Here is a 15,050-nt window from a genome sequence, read left to right as displayed (position 1 = left end):
CTCTCGGTGTATCGTGCTTGTAAAAGCGGAGTGATGAATAAAAGATAGAATGGACAATCAAGAAGATCTATTTAAGCGAGTTCATTATTTTACTATTCAGAAATGCAAAAGAGTTTTCTGGCATTCTGAGTATGGCGTAGTACGGTTTCGCGAGATGATTGCAAACGCACATGAGTATGGTTTTGAACCCATCTATGTTGCCGGAATTTCAGTCAAAAATTTACCCCTTCATTATCGCCGTTTCTTCGTTACAGAAAGCATGCTTTCTGTAACTCGATTTCTTTGCGATTTCTGGTCACGCACCTATTCAAACAAACATGTACAAAAAATAACAGGAAAACCTGATGTGCTGATTATTGACCGACGGCTTGACGGATGCTTGGATGTGACATTTTTCGACTGGCTGGAGAAGGAAGGTATTACATATCAATATTCGGCCAAGGGGGATAAAAAATTCTCCTCCACAGTGAGGCATCATCAGAGTTACCCGCATGTTTTTACTTATAGGGAGGAGTTACCAGACCCAGTAGACGGAATGAGGGAACGTTGGCCTCTTTCACTTGAAAGGTTGAATGACCATAGCAAAAAACAGACTATCCTTAGCGATGACTTGTCACCTGCTATACGAGCTATTATTTTAAAATTGTACCCAACAGGATATCGACCTGAATTGCCATTAAACCCGCCACTTCGTGATGATTTTCAAGTAAATGATGCTTGCCTCAGTGTGGCATCCTCTAACGATGTGGCTCTATATTCTGCTAGCTGGTTCCATGCAAAGCAAACAGATTATGGTTTTGAATACGGCTATGCAATTAATCACGTAGAGGTTTCGGAGGATAATACCTCTACTCCCAGTCACTGGCAGAAGGAAATACTGATCGCATTACGTTGTCTTGAGTCACAGTTTGATCGGCTTGCTCTGGCTCTTGCCTATCATTTTGATGGTGATCATTATTCTGTTATTTTAAATCAGATTAAAAAAAATAGATATCGGACACTATTGCCTCTAAACCATGCTGAACAAGATGTCCTCTTCGGGCTGGTGGGACTGGATACAGACGATCCGACAGGGAATACTGTTTATGATCTGTCAAAAACTAGCGTTGCCGATACGGTTTCGTTATGGGAACATATTACCAATGGAGGCGATCAACGCCAGTCTTTTGAAATTAGACCGAAAAAGGGGAATGATGATCCTGCATACCGGCTATTTGCTGTTATTGGATACTGTGCTCGGTATTACCTTGTATCTCACCGAACTAGCCGTTCTTGTCATGCTCTTGATAATGGTAATTGTATTAACTATGAATCTGGTCAATCTCTGAATGTTCGTAGTATGGATTACAGAAGGTTGCTGAATATGTCGCTGAAAGGAAAACCAGAGAAAATGACTTCTATATTAAATGAGTATATTGAATACTAATTTCTTTGTCGTTGATTCGGTTCAACATGAGGTTCAACTTACAGTATTATTACAAAAAATCTCATATATATATTATCGTTTTGAATAATCAACATTTTAATTCAAGGCGATAATATGGCTCAACACTCCAAATTAAGAACCGCGCTATCCACCTTACCGCATTCATTTCAGCCCCCCTTTTTCACCCAACTTAACAATGTAATCAACTACTCACCCACCATTGGAATAATGGGGAAAACGGGTGCAGGAAAATCCAGTCTGATCAATGCACTGTTTCAATCAACCCTATCACCTGTGAGTGATGTTTCAGGCTGCACACGCCAAGCCCAACGCTTCAGCATGACGATGAACAACCATACTCTCACTTTTGTAGATTTACCCGGCGTGGGGGAAAGCCTTGAGCGGGATAAAGAGTACCACCAGCTCTATCGCAACTTATTACCAGAATTCGATTTAATCATTTGGGTACTCAAGGCCGATGACCGAGCATGGTCTTCTGATGAACAGTGCTATCGCTTTCTCACGAAGAAATGCGGTTACCAACCTAATCAATTTCTATTTGTCTTGAACCAAGCCGATAAAATAGAGCCTTGTCGCCAGTGGGATGAATACAAGCATCAACCATCCTCAGAGCAGGCCTATAACTTAAAATTAAAGCAACAAGCCGTCATAACCGCCTTTAAGCCGCATCATCCTGTGATAACAGTTTCTGCGGTCGAAAACTATCAACTCACTGAATTAGCAGAGCAACTCATACAGGCGTTACCGGCGCAAGCCAGTAGCGGAGTAGCTAGGCAACTGAACACCCCTTACCGGACGCAATCGGTGGAGAACGCCGCACGTAACGATTTTGGTCAATGTGTCAGTGATATTGTGGATACCTTAATCAATATCATTCCCTTGCCGCCATTGATAAGAAGTACGGTTAGCACCGTTAAAAACGGTATCGTCTCCGTCGCTAAATCCCTGTGGAGAATGTTCTTTTAACCTCTTACATTAAACCATTAATTATCACTCTCAGCGCCAGTCCCGTTAAGGGCTGGCGCTTTTTTATTTCTTTTTCTTGGAGTATTAACTGATGAATAATTCAACTGAATGTGCAATTACAATGACACTCGTTCCCGATGAGCAACGCCTGGATTTTTGGATCAACCACTTCGGAAGCGTGAAAGGATGGAGCACCTTTGAAGTGGTCATATTTACCACTATGGGACAGTTTTGTGAGGACTACCACGGCGGGTATTGGGAATATTGTACCTTATCCAATGGTGGCGCCTTTATTTATCCCGATTTACCTCAAGAGACACTGACGCTGTTCAACCCACATAACGGTAACGAAGCCAACGTCAGTTGCGAAGCGGCAGGCATTGCCGTGTGTTTGATGATGTACAGTTTATGGTCATTTCAAATGGAAAGTGACATCCTCGTCGATCGCTTTTATCAATTGCGTGATTATGCGGCGCAACACCCAGAACGTTCCGCCATATTCCATCTAATCGATTAACCACGTCCTTATTTACGCCTTCGCATTACCTATCCACTTCATTTTAAAGGAAATTCATTATGACTCGCTTAGCGTCCCGCTTTGGTACGGCGAATAGCATTCGCCGTGACCGCCCGTTAACTCTCGAAGAGTTATTTCGCACAGTACCCAGTGTGTTCTCTGAAGAAAAGCATGAATCTCGTAGCGAAAAGTATACTTTTATTCCTACGATTACCTTATTGGATAGCCTGCAAAAAGAAGGTTTTTATCCGTTCTTTGCATGCCAAACTCGTGTGCGAGATGACAGCCGTCGTGATCATACTAAGCATATGTTACGGCTCCGACGTCATGACCAAATTACGGGTAGCCAAGTGCCTGAAATCATCTTACTTAATAGCCATGATGGTTCAAGCAGTTATCAAATGTTACCGGGCTTTTTTCGCTATGTTTGTCAAAATGGGCTGGTTTGTGGCGATACCTTTGGGGAGGTCAGAGTTCCCCATAAAGGTAATGTCGTCGATAAAGTGATTGAAGGGGCTTACGAAGTGTTAGATACGTTTGATGCTATCGCTGAAAAACGTGAGCAAATGCAGTCCTTACTATTACCGCCACCAGCACAACAGGCCTTGGCGCATGCGACTTTAACCTATCGCTTTGGTGAGGAACATCAACCAATAACTGAAGCTCAAGTCTTACAACCCCGCCGTTTTGAGGATAAGAAAGACGATCTTTGGACAGTGTACCAACGATTACAGGAAAATTTAATCAAGGGAGGATTATCAGGCAGGAATGCCAAAGGTAAACGCGCTCGCACGCGTTCAGTGAACGGAATTGATGGGGATATTAAGCTTAATAAAGCGTTGTGGGTACTGACAGAACAAATGCATGCTCATTTTGCTGGACGCGAACAACTATAGCCACAGTATACGTTAAATAATTGGATCTTACGGTGAACGCGATGAAATTATCAGAACGGCAGCTAAAAACCTTGAGTAATGTGAAACTCAATTATGGCTCACTCTGCAACAAAAGGACACTCAACTCGCTGGAGAAAAAAGGAATGATTCAATGGAATACATCAAACCATTGGGTCTTAACGGAGTTCGGCTTTCATATCTATAACATGAGGAAACGGCGTTGCTTATAAAGCGTTAGCGCTAACATAGAGACTTCTCCCGTATTTTGGTACTTGATAATATCGAGCATACCAACCTATTCAAGAAAGGAGAGCATTCTTTAAACATCATTTTATTCCCTTCCATTTTGACTCACTCTCTCATCAATTCTTTTTCTTATTTAAGCACCAAAACAACAATTGATCGATTACGCCGATCGATAACCGTTTATTGATAGTTATGATCGATATTACCGATCGTATTCTAATTATTGATAGGTAAAACAGATCGATTAAGTTAAACTATCTCACGCAAAATTATCTTTATGTCAGTGATATTAAGGTGATTGAGTCAAATCTTTCATGCCTTCCACTGACATAACGCGATTCAACCCTATTTAATGTGATATTGATTAAAAGGAAATCAATCATGAAAAAAGCGTTTATTGTTCCCGCCCTCATGGGGTGCATTTCATTACCGGCATTCGCTAACACGGATGGCAGTAAAACGGGGCTTTATGTCACAGGTAAAATGGGCGCATCCATTGTGCAAATGTCTGGCCAGCAGTTTGTCTACAGCGGCTATGCTGATGCCGGTGATAATGGTACAAAAAATGGAGATAGCCATCGTACTGGCGTATTTGGCGGTGGACTTGCGTTAGGTTATGACTTTTCCAATCAGTTTGATATCCCTGTTCGCGCTGAATTGGAGTTTATGGCGCGTGATAAAGCGAATTCAACCTACAATATCCGCGACCGTGTGCGTAATGGCGTACATCAAACTCGTGATATTAAAAACCAAATCAAACTCAATACGTTAATGGTCAATGGGTACTACGACATTAAAAATAGCTCAAATTTCACGCCGTATATCTCTGTCGGGCTAGGCTATGCGGCCATGGATTTTAAAACCACCCGCGCAGATGCTTATACCCCAGGGCTCTCTTTGCATGATACTCACTCGCATACCGCCAATAACTTTGCCTGGAGTGTCGGTGCGGGGGTGAACTATGCCATCAATGACGATTGGGATATGGGTCTAAGTTATCGCTATTTAGATGCCGGAAAAGCCGACATCACGACAGCGGTAGGCGATGGGGAAAACACCTCAAAAATCAAAGTGAAGGCCAACGATATCATGCTTGGTTTGACTTACCGATTCTAATCTCTGGCATTCAGTCTTAAAGATTACCCTCAACTTACCTAGCCAACATGCCTTTTTGATGTTGGCTATTTTATTGATTAAACAAAAAAATAACCGCGGTTAAATTTTATTCACAGAATAATTGTAATAAAAAGAGGTACAAATGAATTCAATTAATCATATTCGTTTAGGTGTTGAACGAATTTTTTTCATCATTAGCTTAGTGCTAGTATTCGGTTTTACAGTCATCATCGCCAATCACTATAATATCGACTCATTTATTGGTAATCCCTTAATGTATCTACTGTATTACCTTATCGCGATGTTAGCCCCACTCTTGATTTCTCAAATATTGTTGTGGGTCATTTATGGGTTTAAGGGTATCCCTTTCCGTTTAATGCTAACGCGAAAAATTTTGGCATTTGTCTTCGCTTTCATCGCCTCTTTATGTGTTATCTACTTATTGCTCATCGGGATTATTCCTTTTATGGTTTTTAACCATGCTTTAATATTTATACTTTATGAATACTTTTTTATTTTCCTCCTTTTCGCCTGCCTTATCGGACTGAGCGCTGGCGTTATCGTCTATATCCATACCGTTAAAAATGCATCCCATCCATTTAAATATCCGCATCCTATTTTCCGTTTAATGACATTTTTAGCGCTATACCTTGTCATTATGAATGCCTTGGCGATAGGCATTGGCAACGAAATCAATTTCGATATCATGGTGATTCTAGTGGGAACTATCGCAGGTTATGTGGGGTATTGGGGGTATGGCTTCCTACAACAATACACGACAACACCTTCTCGGAAACTCAGGATAACCCTATCAATAATCATTTCCCTTGTTATCTTCGCGCTACTGGTGCTCCTTAACGTTCTATTGCCTAGCCGATTAAATATGTTCGGATTATTCCTGTTATTTTTTATCGAACTGGCTATTGCTATCACATTAGGTCGATTCACCTATCAGAAAAACAACCATCAGAAAGACGGTTCAACAATGAGGATAAATCATGACTAAATACGTATTTATTTTCATGGTGTTTTGCCTCAATTTTACCGCGAGCGCCTTTAACACGAATGTATTTGATACCGCCATCGATAAAAGTGGTTTTACACCAATGTGTAATAACCAAGCGATTGCCGATAAGGATTGTCGTGTTGATGATTACCTCGAGGGACGTTATGTCGTCACGAGCACAGTGAATCTGGGCGCTAAATGTGCCTTCGTAATTGCCGAAGTGATTGATAGTCAAACCAATAAGCTGTTCAGTACCTCGACTGGCGATTGTGAAGACGGTCCTCTCGATACCTATTACCGTTTATCCCGTATTGACAAAAAAGTGTGGCTGGATGCTTACAGCCAAGGAAAACACATTGACCATGTGGAGGTTATCTTTCAATGAAACATCGCGCATTAAATAGCCTTCCTTTTGTGGGAATTATTGCTGTCGTCACGTTGGGAATTTATTACGGCGAACAAACTAAACCCACTTATCGAGATTGTGTTGAGTTCAGCTCATCTCCTGCCAATATGCTTCAGATTTATGAGCAACCTGATAGAACGTCCAAGTCTATCAACTATCAGCCCACATCAGGAAAAGAACAATTCTGGGTCGCTAAACGAACGGCTGATGAACAATGGGTACAACTCTACCATGCCATAACACTTTTTGATGATTTACCTGAATCGGCTAAACTCGGATGGGTTAGTACCACGAACATAAACACATTGGGGATATTTGAGTGCATGACTAAGAATTAGCACTCATGATAAAATAATAATTGAAGGTGGGTAACCTCACCTTCATTATTGTCCATCTTAATCAGAGTTCACTATATACCTGTATTACGTCCAATACTCACTAATGCAATTGAAGGAGAACCAAAATAAAATGGCATACTGAATGGCATACCATAATAACCTCAAAAACAAAAACGCCATGCTAATCAATAGCATGGCGTTGCAATATGGCGGAACGGACGGGACTCGAACCCGCGACCCCCTGCGTGACAGGCAGGTATTCTAACCAACTGAACTACCGCTCCTGATGTTCCCTGCTGGGAACGCCATGCATATTACGAATACTTGAGGACCCCGTCAACACTTTTTCTTGTTAAATCGCACAGTTGAACAGTTTTTAGCCTTGAGAGGCTTTTCTATCCATTTTCCTAAGCAAGTATAAATAATGAAATCAATTATTAGTGTAAATTTTCAGCTTCATCAGAAGGTTGGCGCCAAAGACAAGGTTTGCCGCCTTTCTTATCAACAATATCCAACCGAGCTTCATGAGCAATTATTTCTTCATCAGAAGCAAAAATCACTCTAAGACCGCTCTGAGGACGTTCAATCCTTTGAATTTCATACTCTTGCTCATTATTAGCTGATTCTGAATCCATCGAAAATGATAATGAAGTTTGCCCGCCCGTCATTGCCAAATAGACATCTGACAGAATCTCAGCATCGAGTAAAGCCCCGTGCAGTGTACGCTTAGAGTTATCAATTAAATAACGGTCACATAACGCATCCAAGTTATTCCGTTTACCAGGAAAAAGTTTGCGAGCCAATACTAAGCTATCAGTGATAGTACAAAATTCTTGCGTAGGCGGAATACCTTTATTGAGTTTACGGAATTCATAGTCCATAAAACCGATATCAAAGGGGGCATTATGAATAACAAGTTCTGCACCACGAATAAATTCAAGGAACTCATCCGCAATGTCAGCAAAAACAGGTTTATCTTGTAAAAATTCATCACTTATCCCATGCACTTCAAATGCCTCAGGATCCACTAAACGGTCAGGTTTAATGTACACATGAAAATTACGCCCTGTGAGTCGGCGGTTAATCACTTCAACCGCACCAATCTCAATTATGTTGTGCCCTTCATAATGAACACCGAGTTTATTCATACCGGTTGTTTCAGTATCAAGGACAATTTGTCTGGTTATCACCGTGCTCATAATGTTTTTTTGTGTCAAACTAGAAAGGAACGAATAATATAGAGTGTAACAGAAATGACAAAGCAGGTAGAAATTTTCACGGATGGTTCCTGTTTGGGCAATCCTGGCCCGGGTGGATATGGCGTTGTTCTACGCTACCAACAACATGAAAAAACATTGAGTGATGGATATTTTTTAACCACGAATAACCGCATGGAACTACTTGCAGCCATCGTTGCATTGGAATCACTAACAAGGCCTTGTGATATTATTTTAACCACTGATAGCCAATACGTACGACAAGGAATCACACAATGGATCCATGGCTGGAAACGAAAACAATGGCGAAAAGCGGATAAATCCCCTGTCGTCAATGTTGATTTATGGAAGCGCCTTGATGACGCCATCCAACGACATACAATTGATTGGCGTTGGGTTAAAGGCCACGCAGGCCACCCTGAAAATGAGAAATGTGATGAACTGGCTCGAGCTGCCGCGTCAGCGCCGACTAAAGAAGATACAGGTTACCAGCCTGCACAAAACTAAGAAGGGTCGTCTATCTTCATTGATTTACTGATCTCCTTCGCCGCACCGAGTGCTGTTCCAATCTTAACCTTCGGTTGCTTGAATTTTAGTGGTGTCGGAGTCAGTGGATAAGTCCGTTTCCGCGCCACAATCACGCTTAAAGCCCCAATTCCCCCACAGTTTTTATTCATTCGTCTTTGTGCACTCAACCAAGGAAATATTTGGCAATTACGATGATACAAAACTTCATAGTTTAATAAGCTTAACCAATCAAATACCCTAACAGAGGGGAAAAAACGGCTACAATAAGGCTGCCGTTTACGTAAAACAGGTACGAGTTTCGCCATTCCGACAAGACTGAAAGGGTTAAAACCTGAGATGATTAGCCAGCCATCGTCGATTAACACCCGGTCAACCTCCCGTAAAAGCCAATGAGGATCATGGCTATATGCCAAACAGTGAGTCATTAGACAGGCATCTATCGATTTTTGGGTTAATGGTAATGCCTCGGGCTTTGCAATAAGATTAAAACGAGGATCACCAGTACCAACATTAAATTGGTGGGAGATTAAGCAGCCTTCGGTATGGATTTCAGTACTTAAATGGCCTAACTTAAGCAAATGAAAGCCAAATATCTTCGGCCACCAAGGGCTAAGTTGATTTTCTATGGCTTGACGATATTGTTCTCCAAAAGGAATGTCAGACCAACTAACTGGCATTTGAATTTTTTTATCAATACGCGCAGGCTTCATGAAATTCCCCTATTAACTATTAACAAGTATCGAGGTCATTATGGAGTTAATTCGAGTACCAGCTTTAAACGATAACTACATTTGGGTTTTAGTCGATGGCCACCAACAGTGTATCATCGTTGACCCCGCAGAGGCAGAGCCTGTGCTTGAAATAATTACAGCTAAACAGTTGACGCCTGTCGCCATCCTATTAACTCACCACCATAATGACCATACAGGTGGTGTAAAAGGGATTTTAAGCAAATTTACAACTCTTCCTGTTTTTGGCCCAAAAGAAACCCAATCTAAAGGGGCGACAGAAATAGTCGAAAACGGTGATAAGGTCATAATTAACGAGTTCAACCTACAAGTTATTGCATTATCAGGCCATACTTCTGAGCACATCGGCTTTTACCAAGCACCTTATTTATTCTGTGGCGACACGCTGTTCTCTGCCGGTTGCGGGCGGATATTTGAAGGAACACCGGAACAAATGTTCGAATCTATCCAAAAAATTGCTGAGCTTCCTGATGAAACCTTAATTTGCTGTGCCCATGAATATACTTTATCTAATCTAAAATTTGCACACCATGTATGGCCTGAAAATGAAGCGATTACACAATATTTACAAAAAATAACGCAAATACGTGACAAAAATCAACCAACAGTACCTACTACATTGAAAACAGAGAAAAAAATAAATATTTTTCTGCAATGCGATAACCACCAATTACAGAAAAAACTCGATATTAATGTACAAAATCCACCTTTAAGAGCAGTTTTTACCCTGTTGCGTCAATTAAAAGACCAATATTAAAGTTTAATGATTGTCATATCGGGGTGGGATAAGTATTATTGTTCGACTTTTAAACATCAAAATGAAGAACAATAGAAAAGAATGAAGATAATCGCGACGCTTATCGCCATTGTTCTGTTGGCCGGATGCCAAACTGCCCCGAAAAAAATTAAGCAGAACAAAACTCCAACTAATCATACTATTGAAACTGTTGCATCACACAACCAAGCAGCCAGCCGACAATTACCTAAAGTCGACTATGACCTATGGGGCTATATTAGTGATGAACTAAAAATGGATATCCCTGATAAACCTCAAATTAGGGAACTCGCAAATAGTTATTTAAATAAACAACGTTTTGTCTACGATGTGGCATTAAGAGCTGAGCCATACATGTACCTCATCGTAGACGAAATTAATGAGCGCAATTTACCTATGGAATTAGCTTTAATTCCTATTATTGAAAGCTCATTTAATCCTAAAGCAACTTCTCCTGCACAAGCTGCGGGTCTATGGCAAATCGTTCCTATCACTGCACGCTCATATGGACTAAAACAAACACAATGGGTTGATGAGCGCAGGGATGTGGTTTCTTCAACTAAAGCAGCTTTTGATCTTCTCGAAAACTTAAATGTTATGTTTGGCCACGATTGGGAGCTCACCCTTGCTGCCTATAACTGTGGAGAAGGCTGTGTTCAAAATGCTATCAAGAAAAACGAAGCTGCCGGGCTACCTACTGATTTTTGGTCACTCTCATTACCAAAAGAAACTAAACAATACGTACCAAAAATCTTAGCACTTAGCCAAGTATTGAAAAATCCTGAAAAGTACCAAGTTAATTTGCCAACAAGTAATAAAAATCGAGCACTCACTCAAATCGATGTTGGTCAACAAATCACGTTATCTCAAGCCGCTGAGTTGGCTGGGTTAACTGTTGAATCGGTAAAAACGTATAATTCTGGTTATACACGCGGCATAACATCGCCAAGTGGCCCTCATTATATTATGTTACCTACAGCAAAAGCTGAACAATTCAAAACATCACTCTCAGATGAAGATGTTTTAAACACTATTCGTTTAGCCGCACAACAAAACCAACAGATAAAAACAGCACAACCCACTGCAATTTCTAGCGCGCGTCAAAATCGAGCTAAAATAGCTACATATAAAGTACGCAAAGGCGAATCTGTCGCGAGTATTGCAAAAAAATTCGATACTACCGCCAAAAATATTCAAAAGCTAAATGGGTTAAAAACTGCGAGTGTTATCAAACCAGGACAAGTATTAAAAGTTACGAGCTCAGCGCCTACTGCAAGTAACCGTAAGGCAAAAACCTATAAAGTAAGAAAAGGCGACTCCTATTATAGCATTGCGAAACGTCATGGCATAAAGCTCAATGATTTAATGACTTGGAATTCAGGTGTTAAAATGGCAGACCTGAAACCAGGGGTAACCTTAAACCTCTATCTTTAAGTTATTCTCATCAACAAAGCTTTTGTCTATTTCAGGCAAAAGCTTTTTTATTTTTAATTCTCTTATTAGTAAAAATAAATTATTTGAATGAATTAAATAGGAAAATAATTTTTATAACATCTTTTGTATAAACACTTCATATTCACTGTACTAGAATAACTGATGGTTAAACTATAATTTAAATACTTCATAAAATTGAGTTTAAGCAGAACATACGCGACCCAGCCCCCAACAACTTGCTAATAAACTAGAAAAAGTAGTTTATTGCTGGTGACATATGTGATAATAATGCTATTATTATATCGCGGCTAGTTTAGTCCGAGCTGCCAGTCCGTATTCGAATATCGCTTATGTATTATATTAATAATCTTCGAAAGTTTAACGAACTAGCAATAATCTTATATTTTTCAATATATTAACATGCAACCTTTTATATTGAACATAGGTGCTTTAATTAGTTAACATGACATTATTGATAAAAAATACACACAGCAAAAGTCAGATTCGCCTGCGGAGGTGATTATGGATGAATACTCACCCAAAAGACACGATATAGCAGAACTAAAATACTTATGTAATAGCCTCAATAGAGACGCTATTTTAAGCTTACAAAAAACAAATACACACTGGATTAATGATTTAAGCTCCCCGCAAAGCGCAGCCTTGAATGAACTTATTGAACATATCGCTGCATTTGTATGGCGGTTTAAAATCAAATATCCAAAAGAAAATCTTGTTATATCACTTATCGAAGAGTATCTCGATGAGACCTACGATTTATTCGGCAGCCCAGTCATCACGCTCAGTGAAATTATAGACTGGGAAGCAATGAATCAGAGTCTTGTCACTGTGTTGGATGATGACCTAAAGTGTCTAACCAGCAAAACCTAAAGATATTATTTATCTTTAGCTCAACTACAAAACCGTATATAAATAAGTAATTTTGCACAAAAGAAAGGGTATTATGACCAAATCTGATTATCTGATGCGTTTAAGAAAATGCACAACAATTGAAACTCTTGAGCGTGTCATTGAAAAAAATAAGTATGAATTATCTGATGATGAGCTAGAGCTATTCTATTCAGCTGCAGATCACCGCTTAGCTGAGCTCACAATGAATAAGCTTTATGATAAAATTCCAGCTTCTGTTTGGAAATTTGTTAGGTAATATCTTATTAACACGCACAGATAGTGAATGGTTGTAGCCGGTAAATCCCCTTATCGGCTGGACGCAATGCAATTATCGTTTTATTATTGGCATTATAATTATGCTAATGGAAATTTATTGCTTTTAATTTTAGCATATCAACTTTTCTTATTACAATAATCAACAATGAATGTTGTATTCTTAACCTTTCTTTTTTAACTTCAGAATTTATTTGAGATTTAGAGTTTAATTAACAATTATAAAATATAATTAAATAACATATTTATAATAAATTAGAATATATAGATGAGAGGAAAGGCAAAGGATGCTGAGTTGGGTGGGAGCCCTGCCAGCGACATCCCGGCACACACGACCCCTGCTATGGCTGCTTCCTTCCGGACCTGACCAAGTTAACAAGTTAGCGTTGCGGGAGAACCAACAGAGCCCCCATTGATTGCTTCTTTCAAAGCAGGGGCATTATGCTTGATAGTCATTGAAATAGCAAGAAACCCCTGACCAAGTGACGTTTTATTACACAAACTCATATAAAAATAGCGACTCAACTAAAAAGTCGCTTATTGGCTAGTTCGCAGGTACCATCAACAATTCAACATTTTTTGTGACGCCATTATTGATAACCTCTACAACGCTATCACTAATGTATAAAAGTTTTCCATTCGCGTTCACGGTTGCATTAACAACTAGCGAGCCTTCCTGCCTAACTTCATTTTTTTGGTAAGTTAGTTCAAAAGGAATGGTTGGACGATTATTCACTGAATTGTAATATTTTTGAGATAATATCAGTGCAGGTAAGTCCGCAACCGTTGTATCTGCCAACGTAATTGTAACAACTGCGTCTTCAGGTAAAACAGTATCCTGTAAAATCACCACACGGCCCTCGATTTTTCCTGAATCGACTGTCTGGTTATTATTACTATTTTGAGCATTAAGTGCTTTTTCGCTGGGCTTGGTGCTATTCCCTTCACAGCTAACCAACGTTAAAATCACTAATAAGCTAACCAACGTTAAAATCACTAATAAGCTAACAATATAGCGAAAAAACTTCATAGTTATTACCTATAACACAATGTTTACTAAAACATTTTAAAATAATCGGAATAGACAAGTCATTTTCTGATGAGGGAATAATAAAAAGTATAACTAATATTGGTAGAATAATACATTTATATTTCCAAATGTAACAATACGTAACCCCAATTTATTCGCTAGTAATTAATCTACCTATTCAGGGTAAATAATGGGAAAATACCAATATCTCATTTACGTATAACTGAACTAAGATGACTATGAGCCCAGAATTACAGAATTTAATTAGCCTAATTGAACTCGAAAAAATTGAAGAAGGTATTTTTCGTGGACAAAGCGAAGACCTTGGTTTACCTCAAGTTTTTGGTGGACAAGTTGTTGGACAAGCCATGTATGCAGCGAAGCAAACCATACCTGAAGAAAGAGCGATTAATTCTTTTCATAGTTATTTTTTACGCCCAGGCGATAGCTCACGTCCCATTGTTTATGACGTGGAAATTTTACGCGATGGCGGAAGCTTTAGCGCACGCCGAGTAAGTGCCATTCAAAATGGTAAACCTATCTTCTTTATGACCGCATCATTTCAATCTCAAGAAGAAGGTTATAGCCATCAGAACTTAATGCCAGATGTACCACCACCTACAAAATTAATTTCTCAAGATGATATTGTTCAAAGTTTGGCTGATAAATTACCAGAAGCAGTTAAAAAGTATGCTCTTCGGCCAACTCCTTTTGAATTTCGTCCCGTTGAATTTTACAGCCCATTCGATGCCGCACCTCAAGAACCATTTCGTTATATTTGGTTCAAAGCGAAAGGGCAACTGCCTGATATACCTTCACTACACCACTATTTATTAGGTTATGCCTCTGATTACAATTTCCTTCCTGCCGCATTACAGCCGCATGGTAGAGGATTTATGGAACGCGACTTACAGGTTGCAACTATTGACCATTCAATGTGGTTCCATCGCCCATTTAAAATTGATGACTGGTTACTGTACGCTGTAGAAAGCCCTTCGGCATCAGGTGGGAGGGGTTTTGTGAAAGGACAAATCTATAATTTACAAGGTGATCTTGTTGCAACTGCAGTCCAAGAAGGCGTAATTCGTCAACGGCAACCTCGTAAATAACCGCTATTTAAAGTAAGTGATTACTTACTTAGAAAAATATATTAGTCAGTTTAAAAAGGTAATGGCAGCCAGCAATAAGCTGCCA

17 protein-coding genes, 1 tRNA gene and 1 other RNA gene are annotated in these 15,050 nt (G+C 39.7%); 14 read left to right on the top strand and 5 right to left on the bottom strand.

The features are described 5' to 3' along the window. Positions 1 to 49 precede the first annotated feature (49 nt). The 8 genes from PR725_RS12370 to PR725_RS12335 all read left to right on the top strand — a co-directional run bounded on the left by PR725_RS12370 (position 50) and on the right by PR725_RS12335 (position 6,938). A complete protein-coding gene (locus tag PR725_RS12370; RefSeq protein ID WP_272569211.1) occupies positions 50 to 1,426 on the top strand; it encodes a hypothetical protein in 1,377 nt (458 codons plus the stop codon). A 114-nt stretch (positions 1,427 to 1,540) separates the two neighbouring features. Next, positions 1,541 to 2,413 (top strand): GTPase family protein, encoded by an 873-nt coding sequence (locus PR725_RS12365; RefSeq protein ID WP_272569209.1) that lies wholly within the window; start codon positions 1,541 to 1,543, stop codon positions 2,411 to 2,413. A gap of 91 nt (positions 2,414 to 2,504) precedes the next feature. Further along, entirely contained in the window at positions 2,505 to 2,930 is a 426-nt protein-coding gene (locus PR725_RS12360) for an antirestriction protein (protein ID WP_272569207.1), read from the top strand. Positions 2,931 to 2,989: 59 nt separating this feature from the next. Beyond that, on the top strand, positions 2,990 to 3,826 hold the full coding sequence (locus tag PR725_RS12355) for a DUF932 domain-containing protein (protein ID WP_272569205.1): 837 nt from the start codon (positions 2,990 to 2,992) through the stop codon (positions 3,824 to 3,826). A 627-nt stretch (positions 3,827 to 4,453) separates the two neighbouring features. Continuing rightward, positions 4,454 to 5,188: an outer membrane protein gene (locus tag PR725_RS12350; RefSeq protein WP_272569203.1), complete on the top strand. Its 735-nt coding sequence runs from the start codon at positions 4,454 to 4,456 to the stop codon at positions 5,186 to 5,188. 142 nt (positions 5,189 to 5,330) lie between these two features. Next, positions 5,331 to 6,194, top strand: coding sequence for a hypothetical protein (locus PR725_RS12345; RefSeq protein WP_272569201.1), 864 nt, complete (start codon positions 5,331 to 5,333; stop codon positions 6,192 to 6,194). Further along, the gene (locus tag PR725_RS12340; protein ID WP_249890683.1) at positions 6,187 to 6,579 is read left to right on the top strand and encodes a hypothetical protein; all 393 of its coding nucleotides are present in this window, start codon (positions 6,187 to 6,189) and stop codon (positions 6,577 to 6,579) included. The genes PR725_RS12345 and PR725_RS12340 overlap by 8 nt, the downstream gene beginning before the upstream one ends. Continuing rightward, positions 6,576 to 6,938: a hypothetical protein gene (locus PR725_RS12335; protein ID WP_272569197.1), complete on the top strand. Its 363-nt coding sequence runs from the start codon at positions 6,576 to 6,578 to the stop codon at positions 6,936 to 6,938. Before PR725_RS12340 ends, PR725_RS12335 begins: the two co-directional genes overlap by 4 nt. 207 nt (positions 6,939 to 7,145) lie before the next feature. On the opposite strand, the gene PR725_RS12330 is transcribed toward PR725_RS12335, so the two are convergent. Further along, a tRNA-Asp gene (locus PR725_RS12330) sits at positions 7,146 to 7,222 on the bottom strand. 153 nt (positions 7,223 to 7,375) lie between these two features. After that, positions 7,376 to 8,137: a DNA polymerase III subunit epsilon gene (dnaQ, locus tag PR725_RS12325; protein ID WP_004914471.1), complete on the bottom strand. Its 762-nt coding sequence runs from the start codon at positions 8,135 to 8,137 to the stop codon at positions 7,376 to 7,378. Positions 8,138 to 8,191: 54 nt separating this feature from the next. Between dnaQ and rnhA the strand changes: the two genes are divergently transcribed. Beyond that, positions 8,192 to 8,662 carry a ribonuclease HI gene (rnhA, locus tag PR725_RS12320; protein ID WP_004914473.1) on the top strand — a complete coding sequence of 157 codons (471 nt, stop codon included), beginning with the start codon at positions 8,192 to 8,194 and terminating at the stop codon, positions 8,660 to 8,662. On the opposite strand, the gene PR725_RS12315 is transcribed toward rnhA, so the two are convergent. Further along, positions 8,659 to 9,393: a class I SAM-dependent methyltransferase gene (locus tag PR725_RS12315; protein WP_109911903.1), complete on the bottom strand. Its 735-nt coding sequence runs from the start codon at positions 9,391 to 9,393 to the stop codon at positions 8,659 to 8,661. The genes rnhA and PR725_RS12315 overlap by 4 nt on opposite strands. 40 nt (positions 9,394 to 9,433) lie before the next feature. Between PR725_RS12315 and gloB the strand changes: the two genes are divergently transcribed. The 4 genes from gloB to PR725_RS12295 all read left to right on the top strand — a co-directional run bounded on the left by gloB (position 9,434) and on the right by PR725_RS12295 (position 12,809). Further along, positions 9,434 to 10,189 carry a hydroxyacylglutathione hydrolase gene (gloB, locus tag PR725_RS12310; protein ID WP_117162848.1) on the top strand — a complete coding sequence of 252 codons (756 nt, stop codon included), beginning with the start codon at positions 9,434 to 9,436 and terminating at the stop codon, positions 10,187 to 10,189. Between the two features lie 81 nt (positions 10,190 to 10,270). Then, positions 10,271 to 11,641, top strand: a complete 1,371-nt coding sequence (gene mltD / locus PR725_RS12305; protein ID WP_272537962.1) for a murein transglycosylase D — start codon at positions 10,271 to 10,273, stop codon at positions 11,639 to 11,641. 522 nt (positions 11,642 to 12,163) lie between these two features. Next, positions 12,164 to 12,532 carry an Hha toxicity modulator TomB gene (tomB, locus tag PR725_RS12300; RefSeq protein ID WP_004914480.1) on the top strand — a complete coding sequence of 123 codons (369 nt, stop codon included), beginning with the start codon at positions 12,164 to 12,166 and terminating at the stop codon, positions 12,530 to 12,532. A 73-nt stretch (positions 12,533 to 12,605) separates the two neighbouring features. Continuing rightward, entirely contained in the window at positions 12,606 to 12,809 is a 204-nt protein-coding gene (locus PR725_RS12295; RefSeq protein WP_004905417.1) for an HHA domain-containing protein, read from the top strand. Positions 12,810 to 13,132: 323 nt separating this feature from the next. Here the strand turns inward: PR725_RS12295 and ffs are convergent. Together ffs and PR725_RS12285 are read right to left on the bottom strand one after the other, a co-directional pair. Next, an RNA gene (gene ffs / locus PR725_RS12290) (signal recognition particle sRNA small type) lies at positions 13,133 to 13,229 on the bottom strand. A gap of 141 nt (positions 13,230 to 13,370) precedes the next feature. Beyond that, the gene (locus tag PR725_RS12285) at positions 13,371 to 13,856 is read right to left on the bottom strand and encodes a YbaY family lipoprotein (RefSeq protein WP_272569191.1); all 486 of its coding nucleotides are present in this window, start codon (positions 13,854 to 13,856) and stop codon (positions 13,371 to 13,373) included. A 239-nt stretch (positions 13,857 to 14,095) separates the two neighbouring features. Between PR725_RS12285 and tesB the strand changes: the two genes are divergently transcribed. Then, entirely contained in the window at positions 14,096 to 14,965 is an 870-nt protein-coding gene (gene tesB, locus PR725_RS12280) for an acyl-CoA thioesterase II (RefSeq protein WP_109911901.1), read from the top strand. Positions 14,966 to 15,050: the final 85 nt, after the last annotated feature.

Source organism: Providencia sp. PROV255 (genome assembly GCF_028478065.1).
Taxonomy (GTDB): Bacteria; Pseudomonadota; Gammaproteobacteria; order Enterobacterales; family Enterobacteriaceae; genus Providencia; species Providencia rettgeri.
The sequence above is the reverse complement of the archived record's forward strand: the minus strand, read 5'-3'. Positions and strand labels throughout refer to the sequence as shown.